Raw genomic sequence first — 14,877 nt, 5'->3', positions numbered from 1 at the left:
CCGAAGAATCAGGGCACCATCCAGGACAGCACCGACGCCTGCAGCCCGGACAGGGCGCAGACGAACGCCAGGAACACCAGGCTCCAGACGAACACCCGGCGGAAGATGTCGCCCTCCTTGCTGTGCACACCCACCGCCGCCGCCCCGATGGCGAGGTTCTGCGGCGAGATCATCTTGCCGAGCACACCGCCGGAGCTGTTGCCGGCAGCCATCAGCGCCGGGGATAGCCCTGCCTTGGTCGCCGCGGTCACCTGCAGCGCGCCGAAGAGCGAGTTCGAGGAGGTGTCGGACCCGGTCACCGCCACACCGAGCCAGCCGAGGATGGGGGACAGGATCGCGAACGCGCCCCCAGCCCCGGCCATCCACGTGCCCAAGGTGATGGTCTGCCCAGACGCGTTCATCACGAAAGCCAATGCCAGCACGGCCATTACGGTGACGATGGCCCAGCGCAGCTGGTGCAGCGTCGCCCCGTAAGCCTTCAGCGCCGTGCCCACGGACAGGCGCAGCGCCACCGTGGTGAAGACCCCCGCCACGAGCATCTGCGTGCCCGGCGTCGTCAGCAGGTTCAAGGTGAAGTTCGGCAGCGACGACGGGGTGCCCGTGGCCGTGTAGAGGTGTAGCCCCGGCCAATGCACGACGGAGGTCGCCTTGTCGAGGAGCTTTTTCACCGGGGAGATCTGGCAGACCACGAAGACGGCGATGACGATCGCGTAGGGCGCGTACGCGCGCAACACCTGCCCGCGTGGGTCGGGACTCGCGACCGGCTCGGTGGGCTCGGGGGCCGGCGCGTCGGCGACACCGCCGGCAGTGACCGGGGCGCCGATGTGCTCGGGGCGCGAAGGACTGAGGCGAACCACCGACACGACGGCACCCGCGGACAACAGCGACGCGATCACGTCGGCCAATGGCACCGACACGAAGTTCGACGTCGCGTATTGGGCCAGGCCGAAAATTACGCCGCCCGCCAGCGCGGGGATCCATGTTTCGCGGACGCCGCGCCGGCCGTCGACGATGGCGACCAGCGCGAGGGGGACGAAGACCGCCAGGATCGGTGTTTGGCGCCCGACCATCGCGCCGAGCGTGTCGGTCGGCAACCCTGAGGTCTTGGCGAGGGTGATGATGGGCGTGGCCATCGCGCCGAATGCCACCGGCGCGGTGTTGGCGACCAGCGCCAGCACGGCCGCCTTGATCGGTTTGAAGCCCAGCGCGAGCAGCATCACCGAGGTGACCGCCACGGGCGTGCCGAACCCGGCCAGCGCCTCGAGCAACGCGCCGAACGAAAACGCGATGATGATCGCCTGGATCCGGTGATCGTCACTGACCGTCGCAAAGCTGCGTCGCAGCACGTCGAAATGGCCTGTCTCCACCGTCATCTGGTAAACCCAGATCGCGTTGATCACGATCCAGAGGATCGGGAAGAAGCCGAACACCGCGCCCTCGGTGCCCGCCAGCGCCGCCTGGCCGATGGGCATCCCGTAGACCGCGACCGCGATCACGATCGCGACGGCCAGCGACGCGACCGACGCCAGCCAGGCCCGCACCCGCAACACACCGAGCATCACGAATAGCGATGCCAGCGGCAACGCCGCCACGAGTGAGCTCCACGCCAGCGAGTGGGCGACGGGATCAAGGATCTGGCGATACATGTTGCGCACCTTCCGGACGCAGGGGTGTGAAGGGCGTTTCTGGCCGCGAACCTCCTTGAGCCGCACCGGGAATCGGTGGCCGGCAGTGCACCGTGCTGACCGTCGTCGTGGTCGTGACAGTGCTCTACGCAGCACTCTATATCCGCGGGCGTTGTTCGCGGCGTTCTGTTTCGTGCCGGAGAGTTTTCGGCGGCGCCGTTAGCCGTGCAGCCTTTCGGTGTTCACCTCGAATTAATCGGGCCGACTGCCTCTTTGCGGCGCCAGAGATAGATGCCGAGCGCGAGGATCGACACGAACGGTATGTCGGTGAGGAACTTGCTCCAGTAGTGATCGAGTTCGGTGGCCGCCTGGACGGCCATCAACGCCCCGTGGACAAGGTTGGCCCACATGGTGAAGTCCAGAAACGACGCGTAGCGAGGCGGGTCACCGGCGGCGCGCAGCAGAAAGACTCCCCATACGATGTAGATCACCATCAGCATCGGCGGAACGTGCAGATGTTCGCTGCCGCAGCGCACGTCGTTCCATATCGTCCAGTTCAGCGGGCCGCCATGCTCGGCCAACAGCGGCGACTGCGCAACAAAGCCCACGAACAGCGACACGAAGATCGCCAACGTCAGCACGCCGTAGACGCGCAGGAAAACCCGGAACGCGCTCACGAGTGAGCCTCCGGCAGATCGAATGCCCTCAGGGCGCCGCGGTCCATGAACGACACGATGCGTGAGATCCCCTGCGGCGCAACGGTGAGCACCTGCAGCGAGTGCAGCCGCCGCTTTCCCCCGGGGCCGACGTACAGCGCCACCGCCGGCTGCCAGTTGGCCGAAATCCGGATGATCGATGCCTTGCCCAACTCGCGCATCCGCGCGCCCAGGAACCCGCCGACGTCGTCCGCACCCCGAAACCACGTGACCACCGGCGGCATTTCGAACATCGCGTCCTCGGTCAACACCGCCATCAGGCCGGTCACGTCGGCGTTTTCGAACGCGGCCACATAGCGGTCGAGCAGCTCGCGTTCTCGGGTCTGCGACGGTTCGACAACCGTGTCGTGGTCGGCCGGCAGCCGCGAACGCGCCCGCTGCAGCGCGCTGTTGACCGCCGCGACGCTCAGATCCAGGACCGCGGCGACCTCGGCCGCGCTCAGGCTCAGCACGTCACGCAGGATGAGCACCGCCCGCTGGCGGGGCGTGAGCACCTGCAGCGCCGCGATAAACGCCAACCGCGCCGTGTGCCGCGCGGTGACCACCGCGGCGGGATCGGCCAAGGCGCCGGTCAGCACGGAATCGGGCGCCGGCTGTAACCACGCCAGCTCCGCCGAGCCGGGCTGCACCGCCACGAAGGCATCCATCGCCGGATCGCTGAGGTCCGACGGCAGCGGGCGACGATGGTGTCGCTCGATCCCCTTGATAAAGGCGCGGGTGGCGATGCGATACAGCCAGGTGCGCAGCGACGAGCGTCCCTCGAAGCGGTCGTAGGCGCGCCAAGCCTCGAGATACACGTCCTGCACGATTTCCTCGGCGTCGTCAAGCGAGCCGAGCATCCGGTAGCCGTACGCGATCAGCTCGCGCCGGAACGGTTCGGCGAGCCGCCCGAAGTCCTCGCTGGTCTCAGTGGTGGTGGGCATGGCCGTCGGATGTTCCGTAGGTGTCGTGCCAAGGCCATTGGTTGATGTAGCGCTGCCGGCCCAGCGGGGTCAGGTCGAGGAACCGATAGGTGCTCAACATGACGTCGGCGCCCACCCCGTAGGCCGAATAGGTGTGGAAGACCTTGCCGTCGTCCTGGACGAAGACGCTGATGCCCTGCCCGTCGGCGCCAGCGGTGGCGAGGTAACCGAGTCCCTCGCGCAGCAGCGTCGTCTTGTCCTTAAAGTTGTATTCGATGGGTGCGATCGACTCGTCGCTGGTGACGTGGAAGTCGTAGTTGAAGTCGCTGCCGTATGACGAGTAGAAGGGCAGCCGCCAGCCCATCCGCGCTTTGAATTGCCGCAGCCGCGGGTAGGGCGCCCGCGACACCAGCGCCAGCGTGGTGTCCGCGCCCTCGTTGAGGTGGATCGGGTCGGGCATGTCGTCGGCGGCGAAGGAGCAGCTCGGGCAGCCTTCGTCGATGTCGTACAGCCACATGAAGTGGTAGACGATCAGCTGGCTGCGGCCGTCGAACAGGTCGATCAGCCGCGCGCTGCCGTCGGGGCCCTCGAAGGTGTAGTCCTTGTCGACCGGCACCGCCGGCAGCGCGCGGCGCTGCTCGGCCAGGGCGGCCAGCTGCCGGCTGGCGGCCTTCTCCTTGGCCAACAGGTCGAGACGCGCGGCGAGCCACTCCTGCCGGGGCGCGATGCGTGAGATTTTCATCGGTGTTCCCGTCCTTTCATCACATACTGAGGACCCTGGGCGCCGAAACTCATCGGTTCCTGCCGAAGTAGGCGCCGATGAGCCTGGCGCGGGTGATTGTCGGGGGTGTTGCCAGCCGTTGTTCGAGGTCGTGGTGGAAGTGCCGGTCGGCTTTGCAATCCGCGAACGGGTCTGCGGTGCCGTCGAACACGGCGATGTGCAGGAAACCCGTTCCGTCATCGAACTGGAACACCTGGTAGTCCAACCCTCCGGGATCGCGGGACTTGAGCTCGTCTAGGACCTCCTCGATCAACGCCCGGTTGTGCTCGGCCGAGGTGGTGCCGGTGTGGTACTGCACCACGGCGGCCCTGCGCATTCCCGTCACCCCCATCCGTCCGTCCGTGCCAGCCAGCCGAACATCGCCTCGAGGTCCTCGTGGCCGGCGAGGACGACCACCTCAACGCCGGGCTGCGCGAGCGCACGGGTCTTGTCGCCGTTTAGGTTTCGCGTCGCCGACCGAACCGGAACCGACCGGTTGAGCAGGGCCTCGACGACGGCGCCGCCTCGCTGGCCGGTCGCGCCGATGACGGTGACCGGGCCGTCGCGCCAGAATCCCGACGTGGCTCGACTAGGCATCGAGGCGGGCCTCCTGCGTCGCGCCGAACGCGGTTCGGTGCTGCCGAACGAAGGCTTCCAGCGGCTGGGGCGCCACGCCGCCAATTGACTCGACAACGTCGGTCACGGTGTCGAAAACACCGTGTTGGTGACTCTCGGCCACCCGCGAGAGGTGCTCGATCAAATACGGCGTCATGACGGGGACCCGTGCGAGGGCCTGCCTCCAGGCCTCGCCGGGTATGTCGACATATTCGACGGGGCGGCCCAGCACCCGGCTGAACACCCCGGCCTGTTCCGTCATCGTCAACGACGCCGGCCCGGTGGGCACATACGTCTTGCCGCGGTGCGCGGCCGGGTCGGTCAGGATGCCGACCACCACGCGCGCGATGTCTTCACCCGCTATCGGGGCGTGGGCCCCGTCGCCGTACGGAAGATAAATCTTGTTTTCCGAGCGAACGGTTGGGGCTGCGACGTTGAAGAGATTCTCCAGAAAGAACGGGGGCCGCAGGTGGGTGACACCGATTCCCGACCAGTCCAGCACCCGCTCCGCCAACCAGTGTGCGCGAGCCGCGGGGCTGCGATGATGGGGCCCCGCGGTGATCTGGGACATGTTCACCACCGATTGCACGCCCGCCTCGGTGCCGGCCACGGCGAAGGTCGCTGTGGCCTCCAGGAGGCCCTCGGCCAGCGGGTACGTGAAGTAGGCGCCCTGCACACCCTCCAGCGCGGCGCGCACGTCGCGGTAGTCGCGGAGATCGCCGACGGCGATCTCGGCGCCGAGCTGCCTGAGTAGGTCGGCCCGTTCGTCGGCGCGACGAACGAACGCGCGAACCGTCAGCCCGCGTGTGAGCAGCTGTCGCGCCGCGTAATTGCCCGTGGCTCCATGGCTTCCACCCGCACCCGCGATCAGGTAGCGCGTGGGTGTCTGCTGCGTCATCTCGGGTTCCTCTCGTAGGCAAACACTCTTAACGCCTATACAGAGGCGGCGTGCGGCTCAAACTCATCGGCGCTGTCACTCCGGCGCGCCCATTCGTCGTACGGGATCGAGCTCGGGGAAGGAAACGCCATGCCCAACACCACGTCAAGAGTCTCGGTGCGGCAGGGCTGCTGACGCCGCGGTCGAGTTTCAGCCGGCGCCCCTAAGCACACATCCTTTACCGCAACGTGTGGGAGCATTCCGGTCATGGACTCCGACGATCCCGAACAGCGAATCAGGGAGTTGGAACGCCGCCTCGCCGACGCGAAAGGCGGCCCCCGGGAGAATGTCCCGGCAGGCAACGAGGCCGGGCCCGCGCCGGGCGCTTGGGCGCCACAGCCGCCGAACGTGAATCCGCCCAACTACGAACTGCTGCGCCGTCAGATGAGCCGGCGGCGCCGGTTGAGCAGCATGTGGGGAATCTTCTTGGTGCCCGGCATCCTGCTGGTGGCCATCCTGGTCTTCCATCCGTACCGGGCCGAGCAGCACTCGCCGCCCGCCACCGCCTTGCCGGGCGCCGAACCGACCGCGGACCTGTCGGGCGCGCTGACCGTGGGTCCGGGCGGGAACCTCACCGAGGAGCCCAGCAGCGCCACTTTCACGGTTGTCTGTGACCGGGCCGAACTGACGGTCGCCGGCAATGGGAACTCGGCCTACGTGGCCGGCCACTGCGCCCATCTCATCGTCAGGGGCTCGCGCAACAAGGTGGTCGCGGACAACGCGGACGCCATCGACACCGATGGCTCCGCGAACCAGGTGATCTATCACGGCGGAGCGCCACAGATCTCGGTTGGGGGAACCGGCAACATCGTCAGGAAGGGCTGAGACCGCCTGGGCCACTTGGGACAGGCTCATCTACGGTGAACTCATCGAACACGAAATGGCTCCCCACTAGCGTGCTGTACGCATCCGCCCGTCTCGCCCTCGCCGCGCCGCGCCGCGTCATCGCGCTGGCGGTTCTGGTCATGATCGGCACTGCGCTCTTCGGCATCCCGGTGAGCAAGAAGCTGTTGCCCGGCGGCTGGTTCGATCCCGGCTCCGAGTCGTCGCAGGCGTCGGCGTTGCTCTCCCAGAAGTTCGGCCAGGGGGACATGGTCATGCTGATCACCGTCACCTCCAGCGGCGGCGCGGAAGGCGCACGCGCCAGGGCGGTAGGCACCGATCTCGCTGCGCGGCTGCAGGATTCGCCGAATGTCGGACAAGTGCAATCCGCGTGGACCGTGCCCGCGGCGGCGGCGCACGCGTTCATCAGCAAGGACGGCAACACGGGACTGATCATGGCCGCGATCACCGGCGGCGAGGCCAACGCCCAGAAAGCCGCCGAGCGCCTGTCCCGCGAACTCGTTCACGACCGCGACGGTGTCACAGTGCGCGCCGGGGGTGACGCCACCGTCTTCTGGCAGGTGGACGATCAAACCCGCGAAGACCTGTTGGTGATGGAGTCGCTGGCGCTGCCGCTGAGTTTTCTGGTGCTGGTCTGGATTTTTGGCGGCTTGTTCGCCGCGGCCCTGCCGCTGGTCGTCGGCGGATTCGCGATTCTCGGCGCGATGGCGTCGCTGCGTGCGGTCTCGCTGTTCGCCAACGTGTCGATCTTCGCGCTGAACCTGACGGTCGCGATGGGCGCGGCGCTGGCCATCGACTACACGCTGCTGATCCTCAGTCGATACCGGGATGAGTTGGCGGAGGGCCAGACTCGCGACGCGGCGCTGATCCGCGCGATGGCCACCGCCGGCCGCACGGTGCTGTTTTCGGCGACGACGGTCGGGCTGTCGATGGCCACCATGGTGCTGTTCCCGCAATACTTCCTCAAATCGTTTGCCTACGCGGGCGTCGCGGTGATCGCGTTCGCGGTGGCCGCGGCGGTCGTCGTCACGCCGGCGGCGATCGTGCTGCTGGGAGACCGGCTCGACTCGCTGGACGCGCGCCGGCTGCTGCGCCGGATCCTGCGGCGCCCGGAGCCCGGGCCCGCACCCTACGAGCGGTGGTTCTGGTATCGCTGGACGAGATCCGTTATGCGCCATGCCGCCCCGATCGTCATCTCCATCGTCGCGCTGCTGTTGTTGCTCGGCTCGCCGTTCCGCGATGTGCGATGGGGTGTCGCCGACGACCGGGTCCTGCCCACCTCGGCCTCGGCGCGCCAGGTCGGCGACCAGCTGCGCACCGACTTCCCCGGCAGCGGGGTCCCCGATGTCACGGTGGTGCTGCGCAACGCGGCCGGTCTCAGCCCGGCCGATCTCAATGCCTACGCCGCCGCGCTGTCGCGGGTGCCGGACGTGTCATCGGTATCCTCGCCGGGTGGCACGTTCGTCGGCGGCAGGCTGGCGGGACCGCCCACCGGGCCCACCGACCTCAAGGACCGCAGCGCCTTCCTGACGGTGAGCACCCTCGCACCGCTGTATTCGGCCGCGTCGGCCACTCAGCTTGACCGGCTGCACGCCGTTGCCACCCCGGCCGCCAGACCGGTGCAGTTCACCGGCGCGGCACAGAGCGATCGCGACACCGTGCACGCGATCACGACGCGCCTGCCGCTGGTGCTCGCGATCATCGCCGTGATCACCGTGATACTGGTGTTCCTGCTGACCGGGAGCGCGGTGTTGCCCTTCGAGGCGCTGGTGACGAACACACTGTCGCTCGCCGCGGCGTTCGGCGCGGTGGTGTGGGTGTTCCAGCAGGGGCACCTGGGCGGGCTGGGCACGGCCGCGACCGGCACGATCGGGGTGGACCTGCCAGTGTTGTTGTTCTGCATCACGTTTGGGCTTTCGATGGACTACGAGGTGTTCCTGATCGCGCGTATCCGGGAGTACTGGCTCGCCTCGCACCGAGGCTGGGGGGCGAACGACAAGAGCATCGCGCTCGGCGTGGCCCACACCGGGCGGGTGATCACGGCCGCGGCGTCGATCATGGCAATCTCGTTCGTGGCGCTGATGGCCGCCCAGGTGTCGCTCATGCGGCTGTTCGGGTTCGGGCTCACGGTGGCGGTGCTGGTCGATGCCACGCTGGTGCGCATGCTGCTGGTGCCGGCGGTCATGCATGTGCTCGGCCGGGCCAACTGGTGGGCGCCGGAATGGTTGGCCCGGCTGCACCAACGGTTCGGGATCAGCGAAACCGCGAGCCGCGGTCCCGATGATGCGCAACCCGATTGGCGGATGCTGGGTCGCCGCGTGCTGTTCGGCGTCCAGAGTTAGCCGCAGCGCGACCGGTGATGCCGTGCGATCAAACGGCGATAGCTTGGTCGAGCGTGGTTCGCGTGGCCGTCGAGGCCAGCAGCTCGAGTTCCTGAGCCGCGAACCGCTCCACGAGAAGCGGAACGTACTCCCGCACCGGCCGGCCCTCGAAGCGGGCATACGCCTCCCGCACGACCGCGGTCACGGTTTCCGCTGCAAAGCTTGGATATTTCCTGGTCAAACGATCGGCCACCCCGGCGATGATCTGCTGCTCGCTCAACTCGATCACGGCGTCAGGCTCGCATGCGTTCATGCGGAAGTCAAACGTCGTTAACGAACGGCGAGCCACCCCGCGCGCTTCCCTTTAACTGAGTATCGGGTACTATACCCAGCATGGCGGAAAAACTTCCCGGTCGGCTGGCCGAGCACCCCACCGTGCGGCGGGTGCGCTCGCGCCCGACGCAGCGGCCCGGCCCGCTGGAAGCCGACTGGTTGCGCGAGATCTGCCTGGCCGCCGGCGTCGACGACGTCGCGTTCGCCAGCATCGACAATCCGGACCTGGCCTCCGAGGCCGAGCACGTCCAGGCCGCGCTGCCGGGAACCAAGAGCTACATCTCGCTGGTCGTCAAGATGAACCGCGACAACGTGCGCTCGACGGCGCGCAGCGTGGCAAACCAGGAGTTCCACCGTAGCGGCGAGGTGCTCAACGAAGCGGCCCACCGCATCGTGCGGCGGCTGCAGGATGCCGGCTATCGGGCGCTGAACCCGTCGGCGACCTTCCCGATGGAGATGGACAACTTTCCCGGCCGGATCTGGGTGGTGGCGCACAAGCCCGTCGCGGTGGCCGCCGGCCTCGGCGTTATGGGCATTCACCGCAACGTGATTCACCCCAAGTTCGGCAACTTCATCCTGCTCGGCACGATCTTGGTGGACGCGCCGATCAGCAGCTACGGCCGGCCGCTGGACTACAGCCCGTGCCTGGAGTGCAAGCTGTGCGTGGCCGCCTGCCCCGTCGGCGCGATCGGCAAGGACGGCGATTTCGACTTCGTCTCCTGCTCGGTGCACAACTATCGCGAATTCATGGGCGGGTTCACCGACTGGGTGCAGACCATCGCCGACAGCGTCGACGCGGCCGATTTCCGTTCGCGGGTCAGTGATTCGGAGAATGCCTCGATGTGGCAGAGCCTGTCCTTCAAGCCCAATTACAAGGCCGCCTACTGCCTGGCGGTCTGCCCGGCGGGGGAGGACGTCATCGAGCCGTACCTCGAGAACCGCAAGGGATTCATGGACCTGGTGTTGAAACCGTTGCAGGACAAGAAGGAAACGTTGTACGTGCTGCCCAACTCGCGGGCCAAGGCGCACGCCGAACGCCGCTATCCGCACAAGCCGGTGCAGGTCGTCGACGGCGGGGTCCGGGGGCGCTAGAACCTACCCGCTCACGGTTGTCCGGTATTGCGGACAATAGGCGGACGAGGAAATGCCGAGGAAAAAGCCGGCTTGCCTCGCCGTCAAATTGGTGTCCCGCATCAGCCTCATCACGAGCAGGGGTCGCGTTGTGCCTTGGTCGAGTAGGGCACACATGGTGCGGCCCTCCTGGATCGCGGCGTCGTTATCGGGAACCGGGAGCCCCTGATTGACCAGCGCGGCGATGAAGGCGTCATCGAGCTGGTCCGCCGACGCCGGTGCCGCGGCGAGTAGGGCGGCGCCCGACAGCAGGGCGGCGGCGAATGCCGACCTTGTCCCGCGACCAACCCTGGAGTGGGTCATGGTTCCCCTTTGGGCGGGCGATGTGCGTCGATCCAAAAATAACTCCGCCGCACCTCAGGCGAAAGCGCCGCCCGGGCTCACATCATCGGGGGAAACGGCACCGCCCAGTTGAACGAGTTGTCGGTGTTTCCGCGGTATTGGGGGCAGTAGGCGGCCACCGAAACGCCGACGAAATAGCCGGCTTGTTTCACCGAAAGAGGGGTGTCCCTCGCAATCCCCAGCGCCACGTGGGTCGACGGCTCGCCTTTATCGAACCCGGCGCACACCGAGTGGCCCAGCGAAACCGCGGTGCCGCGGTCGGACAGGGGGATCCCGTTCTTCGCGAGGGCCGCGACGAAGGCGTCATCGATCGGATCCGCGGCCGCCGGCGCCGCACAGAGCAGTGCGACGGCCGACAGCAGGCCCGCGCCCGCCGCCGACCACTTCGTGCGACCGATATTCATGGCCTTCCCGATGTTGATAAATCGGCTTCGAGTCAAGAACGACTTGGTTGAACGCTAGCTGAAATCTCGGCTTTTCTCTCTCCGAGCGGTCGCAAGAATTCCGCAAGAACTTCGCCACGAATTGGCAAGCGGCGCGGAGTTATGTAGGTGCTGCCGGTCACGGCGACCGGCCCGGGAGAAAAGTTCGCAAGAAAGTGTCCGACCGTAGGGGAGCGGTGGCTCTTACCGACGCGAGCGGCCCATCGCGCGGCGGCGGTCGGAGATGTTGGGACCGGTAGCCGAGCGGGCGGGGTCGACTAGCACAACTAAAGACCACCCACCGAGAGGAAAGACCCCGTGAGCACCGACCTCGACAACGCGCCGGCCCTGCGCACGCGGAGCATCGGAGCGCTGACCCCCATGAGCGAGCCCCGCATCGCCCACCGCGGTTGCTACACGACGGGATCGCGCGCGCTCGCGGCGACGGACGTGCTCACGATTCCCCGGCTCCAGGTCGTCAGCGGCGTGGTCGTCCCGCTGCCCACCGCATCCGTCGAGCGTGCTCCCCGGAAATGGCAGGGTCTCTACGCGCTGAAGCCGTGGTACACCCGCCGGTTGACGCCGATCGTGAATGTCGCCGTGGCCCGGCGCATCTCGCCGGATGTGTTCACCGCGGCCGGGGTCGTGGCGGCGGGCGCGGCGGGCGTCACCGTCGCGCTGGGATGGTGGCCGCTGGCGGCCCTGTTCCTCGCGCTGCGGCTGGCCGGAGCCAATCTCGACGGCGCGGTCGCTCGCGCCCGCGGCGTGAGCCGGCCCTGGGGATTCGTCCTCAACGAAATCGGCGACCGCGCCTCGGATCTGCTGACCTTCGCGGGGCTGGCGGTGTGGGCGGCGCGACAGCGCGGCCCCGGGCTGCATTTCTTGTCCTGGCCGGTGCTCATGGTGCTGGTGGCGGCGCTCGCCGCGACGCTGCCCACCTTTGCGTCGCTGGCCGCCGCGGCGGCCGGAGCGCAGCGGCGCAACGGCGGCCCGCTCGGCAAGACCGAACGCTGCCTGTTCGTCTTGCTGGCGACCGCGCTCCCGGTCATCCTTCCCGTGGTCTGCACGCAGCTGGTGAACGGGTCGCTGATCACCGCGGCGCTGCGGCTGCGGGCAGCCCGTCGCGAGCTGGCGGCGAAGCGACAGGCTGAGGTGCTGGCGTCATGACCGCGACCCGGATCGCCAGCGTGCTGCGGCACCGGCTGTGGCGGGCGGTGTGCGCCGTTTCGGGCGGGCTGACCGTCACGGGGCGGTGGCGCGTGCCGGGCGGCTGCGTCGTGGTGGCCAACCACTCCTCGCACGCCGACACCGCGGTGCTGCTCGCCGCGCTGCCCGCCGGCGCCCAGCCGGTGTTCGCCGCGGCCGCGGACTACTGGTTCGACGTGCCGGTGCGCCGTTTCGTGGCCTCCTCGCTGATCGGCGTGCTGCCGGTGCGGCGTTCGGGGGCCGACACCTACGCCCAGTTGCTGGCCGCGGCGCGCCCGGCGCTCAAGGCCGGACGCACCGTCGTCATCTACCCCGAGGGCACCCGCTCGACGGACGGCGGCGTCGGCGAATTCCGCTCCGGCGCACTGCGCTTGGCGCGCGACTGCGGCGTGCCGGTCGTTCCGGTCGCCGTGCTGGGCACCGCGGAGGTGCTACCCAAGGGTGCCAGCTTCATCTCCCAAGCCCCGATGCAGGTTCGCATCGGGGAACCCGTCGACCCGCACAGCGCCTCGGCGCCGCAGCTGCGGGCGCAGGTTCTGGCCCTGCGGGACGACGACACGACGAAGCCGCTCGAGCTCACGCACGCCGCGTGAGCGGCCGGTCAGCCCAGCAGATACGCGAGCGGCAGCACCAGCAGTAGCGAGTCGATCCGGTCGAGCAGGCCGCCGAAGCCCGGCAGCCACGTGCCGGCGTCTTTGACCTGGGCCTGCCTCTTCACCATCGATTCGACCAGGTCCCCGAGCACACCGCCGAACGCCACCGCGACCCACAGCCCGACGGTGACCGTCCCCAGCAGCATCAGCACCAGAAACGCACCAATGACCGCGCCGACCAGGCCGCCGACCGTCTTGTTGGGGCTCAAGGGGGACAACGGCCTTCGGGCCCACCCGAAGAACCGCAGCCCCTTGCCGCCGCACCAGGCCGCGACGTCGGTGGCCGCCGCCGCGAAGCACACCAGATACGCGTCCGACCACAGCGTCACCAGGTGCGCCAGGGACCAGCAGATCCACACCGAACCGAACGCGGTGAACGTGGTGCGCCTGCTGCCGTGCTCCACGTCGCCGCTGAACACCGAGGGCAGCACGCACGCAAGCACCACGATGGGCGCGAGCCGCAGCAGCGGCGGGTGCAGCCAGGCCGCGGCGGGATACAGCACGGCCAGGCCCAGCAGCAGATAGGTGTCGACCTTGCCGAGCTTGACCAGGCGCGCGTACTCGAACACCGCCACCACCGCCAGCGCGCCGGCCAGCGCCGCGGTGGTGCCCCGCCCGATCCAGATGGGGATGCCGACCACCGGCGCGATCATCACCCACGTCGTCCACCGCCGGATCAGCTCGCGCCGGCGCGAGGCCAGCACCACGACTCCGGCGATCACCAGGATCACCACGGTGACCCACATGAAGAACACCGATCGCGCGTACAGGTGCACGTGCAGCGGGCCGAGGTCGAAGTTGAGCGGCATCCGCCGATCCCATTGCAGGATCCACAGCGAATCGTCGGTGAGCATCAGCGCGGCCAGGCGTGTCGGTGGAGCGGAGCGGTCGAGCGGTACCGGCCGAACGGCGTCCCGTCCACATCAGCCTCCCAGCAAACTGCGGCCCCAGGAAACGATAAGCCGTCCGGCCTTTCCGGGATCGAAAAACGCGGCATCGCCGGGGCGTTGCGTTCTTGCTCAGTGATTTCGGCCCGCGTAGACGGGTGGCTCTTTGGTCAGGTCGACGAAGCTGTCCACGCGCATGGCGTCGCGCAGGGTCTTCGGTTGGGAGTTGACTTGCACCTGCGCGGAGTAATTGATGGTCCCCGTGACGTGAACTTTCATGACGTTGGGGTCGAGCTCGTAGTTCATGTCCTGGGTGCTCTCGATGTTGTCGATCTTCAGCGTGTCGTAATTGGTTCCGGGTCCGCCGGTGAATTGGCATCCACCCGGCGGGCAGCACCCCGCCGGCGCCGCCACTCCGGTGAAGCAGGAGTGGATCTTGGCGTCGACGGCGGCCAGGGAGGCCTGGCGGCCGGCGTCGTTGAGTGCGACGGTCGGTTGGATGCTGGATCGGTTGTTTGCGTCGGTGAGCGACTCGAGGAGCAACGGCCTAGTGGGCGCGGCGATGTCGATGTAGCGATTGGTCGACGACACCGCGGGCGTGCCGGGAAATACCGAGACGGGGTCGGCGCCGTTGGTGCCCACCCCGTAGATCGCAATGGTCTTCATCGCTTCATCCGCGTTGGCGGGTTTGTCGATGGTCACCTCGATGGTGGTGACGTCGAGCTTCCATTGGCCGTCCTTCTTGTGCGCCCACAGCACGGTTTTGGATGGGGTGGCACCGAAGTTCGCGGCCATGACCAGCCGCTGCGCATCGGCGGCCGCTGCCTGGTCCTGGGTCTGGTCGTTGGTAACGACGATGTCGGTGATCGGCGTCGTGGCGAGTTGCGCCCGTAAGACCTTGTCGGTGAGCAGCTGCGGGGTCGGTGGCTGCTGAGCGCCGAGCGCCAGCGCCGCGCGGGCGTCGCCGACGGCGAGCGCCTCCAGGTAGTGCTGTCCGGCCAGCCGCGCGGCTTCTCGATCTTGGGCGGCATGTTTGGACGCGTTGTGGGCGATGAACTTGTTTGCCGCGACGGTTCCCGCTCCGGCCAGCAGGGCGAGCACGGCCAGTGCCGAAAGAACCGATACCACAAGGCGTTTGCGACTGCTGCGCCGTGGTGTGGCAGGGGGGGGGGGCGGGGGCGCGA

The 14,877-nt window shown here is 68.0% G+C and carries 17 protein-coding genes; 5 read left to right on the top strand and 12 right to left on the bottom strand.

Annotated features, from left to right (window positions below; translation table 11 throughout):
* Positions 1 to 8 precede the first annotated feature (8 nt).
* The 7 genes from A5787_RS24105 to A5787_RS24075 all read right to left on the bottom strand — a co-directional run bounded on the left by A5787_RS24105 (position 9) and on the right by A5787_RS24075 (position 5,516).
* A complete protein-coding gene (locus A5787_RS24105) occupies positions 9 to 1,646 on the bottom strand; it encodes an L-lactate permease (protein ID WP_066971905.1) in 1,638 nt (545 codons plus the stop codon).
* Between the two features lie 221 nt (positions 1,647 to 1,867).
* On the bottom strand, positions 1,868 to 2,302 hold the full coding sequence (locus tag A5787_RS24100) for a DUF6632 domain-containing protein (RefSeq protein WP_066971757.1): 435 nt from the start codon (positions 2,300 to 2,302) through the stop codon (positions 1,868 to 1,870).
* Positions 2,299 to 3,264 carry an RNA polymerase subunit sigma-70 gene (locus tag A5787_RS24095; protein ID WP_066971756.1) on the bottom strand — a complete coding sequence of 322 codons (966 nt, stop codon included), beginning with the start codon at positions 3,262 to 3,264 and terminating at the stop codon, positions 2,299 to 2,301. The genes A5787_RS24100 and A5787_RS24095 overlap by 4 nt, the downstream gene beginning before the upstream one ends.
* The gene (locus A5787_RS24090) at positions 3,248 to 3,985 is read right to left on the bottom strand and encodes a DUF899 domain-containing protein (RefSeq protein WP_066971753.1); all 738 of its coding nucleotides are present in this window, start codon (positions 3,983 to 3,985) and stop codon (positions 3,248 to 3,250) included. The genes A5787_RS24095 and A5787_RS24090 overlap by 17 nt, the downstream gene beginning before the upstream one ends.
* A 49-nt stretch (positions 3,986 to 4,034) precedes the next feature.
* Positions 4,035 to 4,355, bottom strand: a complete 321-nt coding sequence (locus A5787_RS24085; protein ID WP_082977422.1) for a hypothetical protein — start codon at positions 4,353 to 4,355, stop codon at positions 4,035 to 4,037.
* A complete protein-coding gene (locus A5787_RS24080) occupies positions 4,346 to 4,600 on the bottom strand; it encodes an NmrA family NAD(P)-binding protein (RefSeq protein ID WP_066971752.1) in 255 nt (84 codons plus the stop codon). Before A5787_RS24080 ends, A5787_RS24085 begins: the two co-directional genes overlap by 10 nt.
* The gene (locus tag A5787_RS24075; protein ID WP_066971750.1) at positions 4,593 to 5,516 is read right to left on the bottom strand and encodes an NmrA family NAD(P)-binding protein; all 924 of its coding nucleotides are present in this window, start codon (positions 5,514 to 5,516) and stop codon (positions 4,593 to 4,595) included. Before A5787_RS24075 ends, A5787_RS24080 begins: the two co-directional genes overlap by 8 nt.
* A gap of 246 nt (positions 5,517 to 5,762) precedes the next feature.
* Between A5787_RS24075 and A5787_RS24070 the strand changes: the two genes are divergently transcribed.
* Positions 5,763 to 6,380, top strand: coding sequence for a DUF3060 domain-containing protein (locus A5787_RS24070; protein ID WP_066971748.1), 618 nt, complete (start codon positions 5,763 to 5,765; stop codon positions 6,378 to 6,380).
* A gap of 71 nt (positions 6,381 to 6,451) precedes the next feature.
* Positions 6,452 to 8,740, top strand: coding sequence for an MMPL family transporter (locus A5787_RS24065; RefSeq protein WP_066971746.1), 2,289 nt, complete (start codon positions 6,452 to 6,454; stop codon positions 8,738 to 8,740).
* 28 nt (positions 8,741 to 8,768) lie between these two features.
* Here the strand turns inward: A5787_RS24065 and A5787_RS24060 are convergent, their stop codons facing one another.
* The gene (locus tag A5787_RS24060) at positions 8,769 to 9,008 is read right to left on the bottom strand and encodes a three-helix bundle dimerization domain-containing protein (RefSeq protein ID WP_156764109.1); all 240 of its coding nucleotides are present in this window, start codon (positions 9,006 to 9,008) and stop codon (positions 8,769 to 8,771) included.
* A 104-nt stretch (positions 9,009 to 9,112) separates the two neighbouring features.
* On the opposite strand from A5787_RS24060, the gene A5787_RS24055 reads away from it, so the two are divergent.
* Complete coding sequence (locus A5787_RS24055; protein ID WP_066971742.1) at positions 9,113 to 10,144, top strand: epoxyqueuosine reductase; 1,032 nt, start codon at positions 9,113 to 9,115, stop codon at positions 10,142 to 10,144.
* A 3-nt stretch (positions 10,145 to 10,147) separates the two neighbouring features.
* On the opposite strand, the gene A5787_RS24050 is transcribed toward A5787_RS24055, so the two are convergent.
* Together A5787_RS24050 and A5787_RS24045 are read right to left on the bottom strand one after the other, a co-directional pair.
* The gene (locus tag A5787_RS24050; RefSeq protein ID WP_066971740.1) at positions 10,148 to 10,486 is read right to left on the bottom strand and encodes a DUF732 domain-containing protein; all 339 of its coding nucleotides are present in this window, start codon (positions 10,484 to 10,486) and stop codon (positions 10,148 to 10,150) included.
* 77 nt (positions 10,487 to 10,563) lie between these two features.
* The gene (locus A5787_RS24045) at positions 10,564 to 10,929 is read right to left on the bottom strand and encodes a DUF732 domain-containing protein (RefSeq protein WP_066971738.1); all 366 of its coding nucleotides are present in this window, start codon (positions 10,927 to 10,929) and stop codon (positions 10,564 to 10,566) included.
* A 336-nt stretch (positions 10,930 to 11,265) separates the two neighbouring features.
* On the opposite strand from A5787_RS24045, the gene A5787_RS24040 reads away from it, so the two are divergent.
* Both A5787_RS24040 and A5787_RS24035 read left to right on the top strand, forming a co-directional pair.
* Positions 11,266 to 12,114 (top strand): CDP-alcohol phosphatidyltransferase family protein, encoded by an 849-nt coding sequence (locus tag A5787_RS24040; protein ID WP_231994141.1) that lies wholly within the window; start codon positions 11,266 to 11,268, stop codon positions 12,112 to 12,114.
* Positions 12,111 to 12,746 carry a lysophospholipid acyltransferase family protein gene (locus A5787_RS24035; RefSeq protein ID WP_066971736.1) on the top strand — a complete coding sequence of 212 codons (636 nt, stop codon included), beginning with the start codon at positions 12,111 to 12,113 and terminating at the stop codon, positions 12,744 to 12,746. The genes A5787_RS24040 and A5787_RS24035 overlap by 4 nt, the downstream gene beginning before the upstream one ends.
* A gap of 8 nt (positions 12,747 to 12,754) precedes the next feature.
* Here A5787_RS24035 and A5787_RS24030 read toward each other — a convergent pair whose 3' ends face one another.
* Together A5787_RS24030 and A5787_RS24025 are read right to left on the bottom strand one after the other, a co-directional pair.
* Entirely contained in the window at positions 12,755 to 13,660 is a 906-nt protein-coding gene (locus A5787_RS24030; RefSeq protein WP_066971734.1) for a phosphatidate cytidylyltransferase, read from the bottom strand.
* A gap of 165 nt (positions 13,661 to 13,825) precedes the next feature.
* Complete coding sequence (locus A5787_RS24025) at positions 13,826 to 14,821, bottom strand: hypothetical protein (RefSeq protein ID WP_156764108.1); 996 nt, start codon at positions 14,819 to 14,821, stop codon at positions 13,826 to 13,828.
* Positions 14,822 to 14,877: the final 56 nt, after the last annotated feature.

The organism is Mycobacterium sp. 852002-50816_SCH5313054-b (assembly GCF_001667185.1).
Taxonomy (GTDB): Bacteria; Actinomycetota; Actinomycetes; order Mycobacteriales; family Mycobacteriaceae; genus Mycobacterium.
Note: the sequence above shows the minus strand (reverse complement) of the source record. Positions and strands in the feature narration are given on the sequence as shown.

Coding starts and splice junctions, on each gene's coding strand:
- A5787_RS24105 (WP_066971905.1), bottom strand. CDS start 1,646: ATGTATCGCCAGATCCTTGATCCCGTCGCCCACTCGCTGGCGTGGAGC.
- A5787_RS24095 (WP_066971756.1), bottom strand. CDS start 3,264: ATGCCCACCACCACTGAGACCAGCGAGGACTTCGGGCGGCTCGCCGAA.
- A5787_RS24090 (WP_066971753.1), bottom strand. CDS start 3,985: ATGAAAATCTCACGCATCGCGCCCCGGCAGGAGTGGCTCGCCGCGCGT.
- A5787_RS24085 (WP_082977422.1), bottom strand. CDS start 4,355: ATGGGGGTGACGGGAATGCGCAGGGCCGCCGTGGTGCAGTACCACACC.
- A5787_RS24080 (WP_066971752.1), bottom strand. CDS start 4,600: ATGCCTAGTCGAGCCACGTCGGGATTCTGGCGCGACGGCCCGGTCACC.
- A5787_RS24075 (WP_066971750.1), bottom strand. CDS start 5,516: ATGACGCAGCAGACACCCACGCGCTACCTGATCGCGGGTGCGGGTGGA.
- A5787_RS24070 (WP_066971748.1), top strand. CDS start 5,763: ATGGACTCCGACGATCCCGAACAGCGAATCAGGGAGTTGGAACGCCGC.
- A5787_RS24055 (WP_066971742.1), top strand. CDS start 9,113: ATGGCGGAAAAACTTCCCGGTCGGCTGGCCGAGCACCCCACCGTGCGG.
- A5787_RS24050 (WP_066971740.1), bottom strand. CDS start 10,486: ATGACCCACTCCAGGGTTGGTCGCGGGACAAGGTCGGCATTCGCCGCC.
- A5787_RS24045 (WP_066971738.1), bottom strand. CDS start 10,929: ATGAATATCGGTCGCACGAAGTGGTCGGCGGCGGGCGCGGGCCTGCTG.
- A5787_RS24035 (WP_066971736.1), top strand. CDS start 12,111: ATGACCGCGACCCGGATCGCCAGCGTGCTGCGGCACCGGCTGTGGCGG.
- A5787_RS24030 (WP_066971734.1), bottom strand. CDS start 13,660: ATGCTCACCGACGATTCGCTGTGGATCCTGCAATGGGATCGGCGGATG.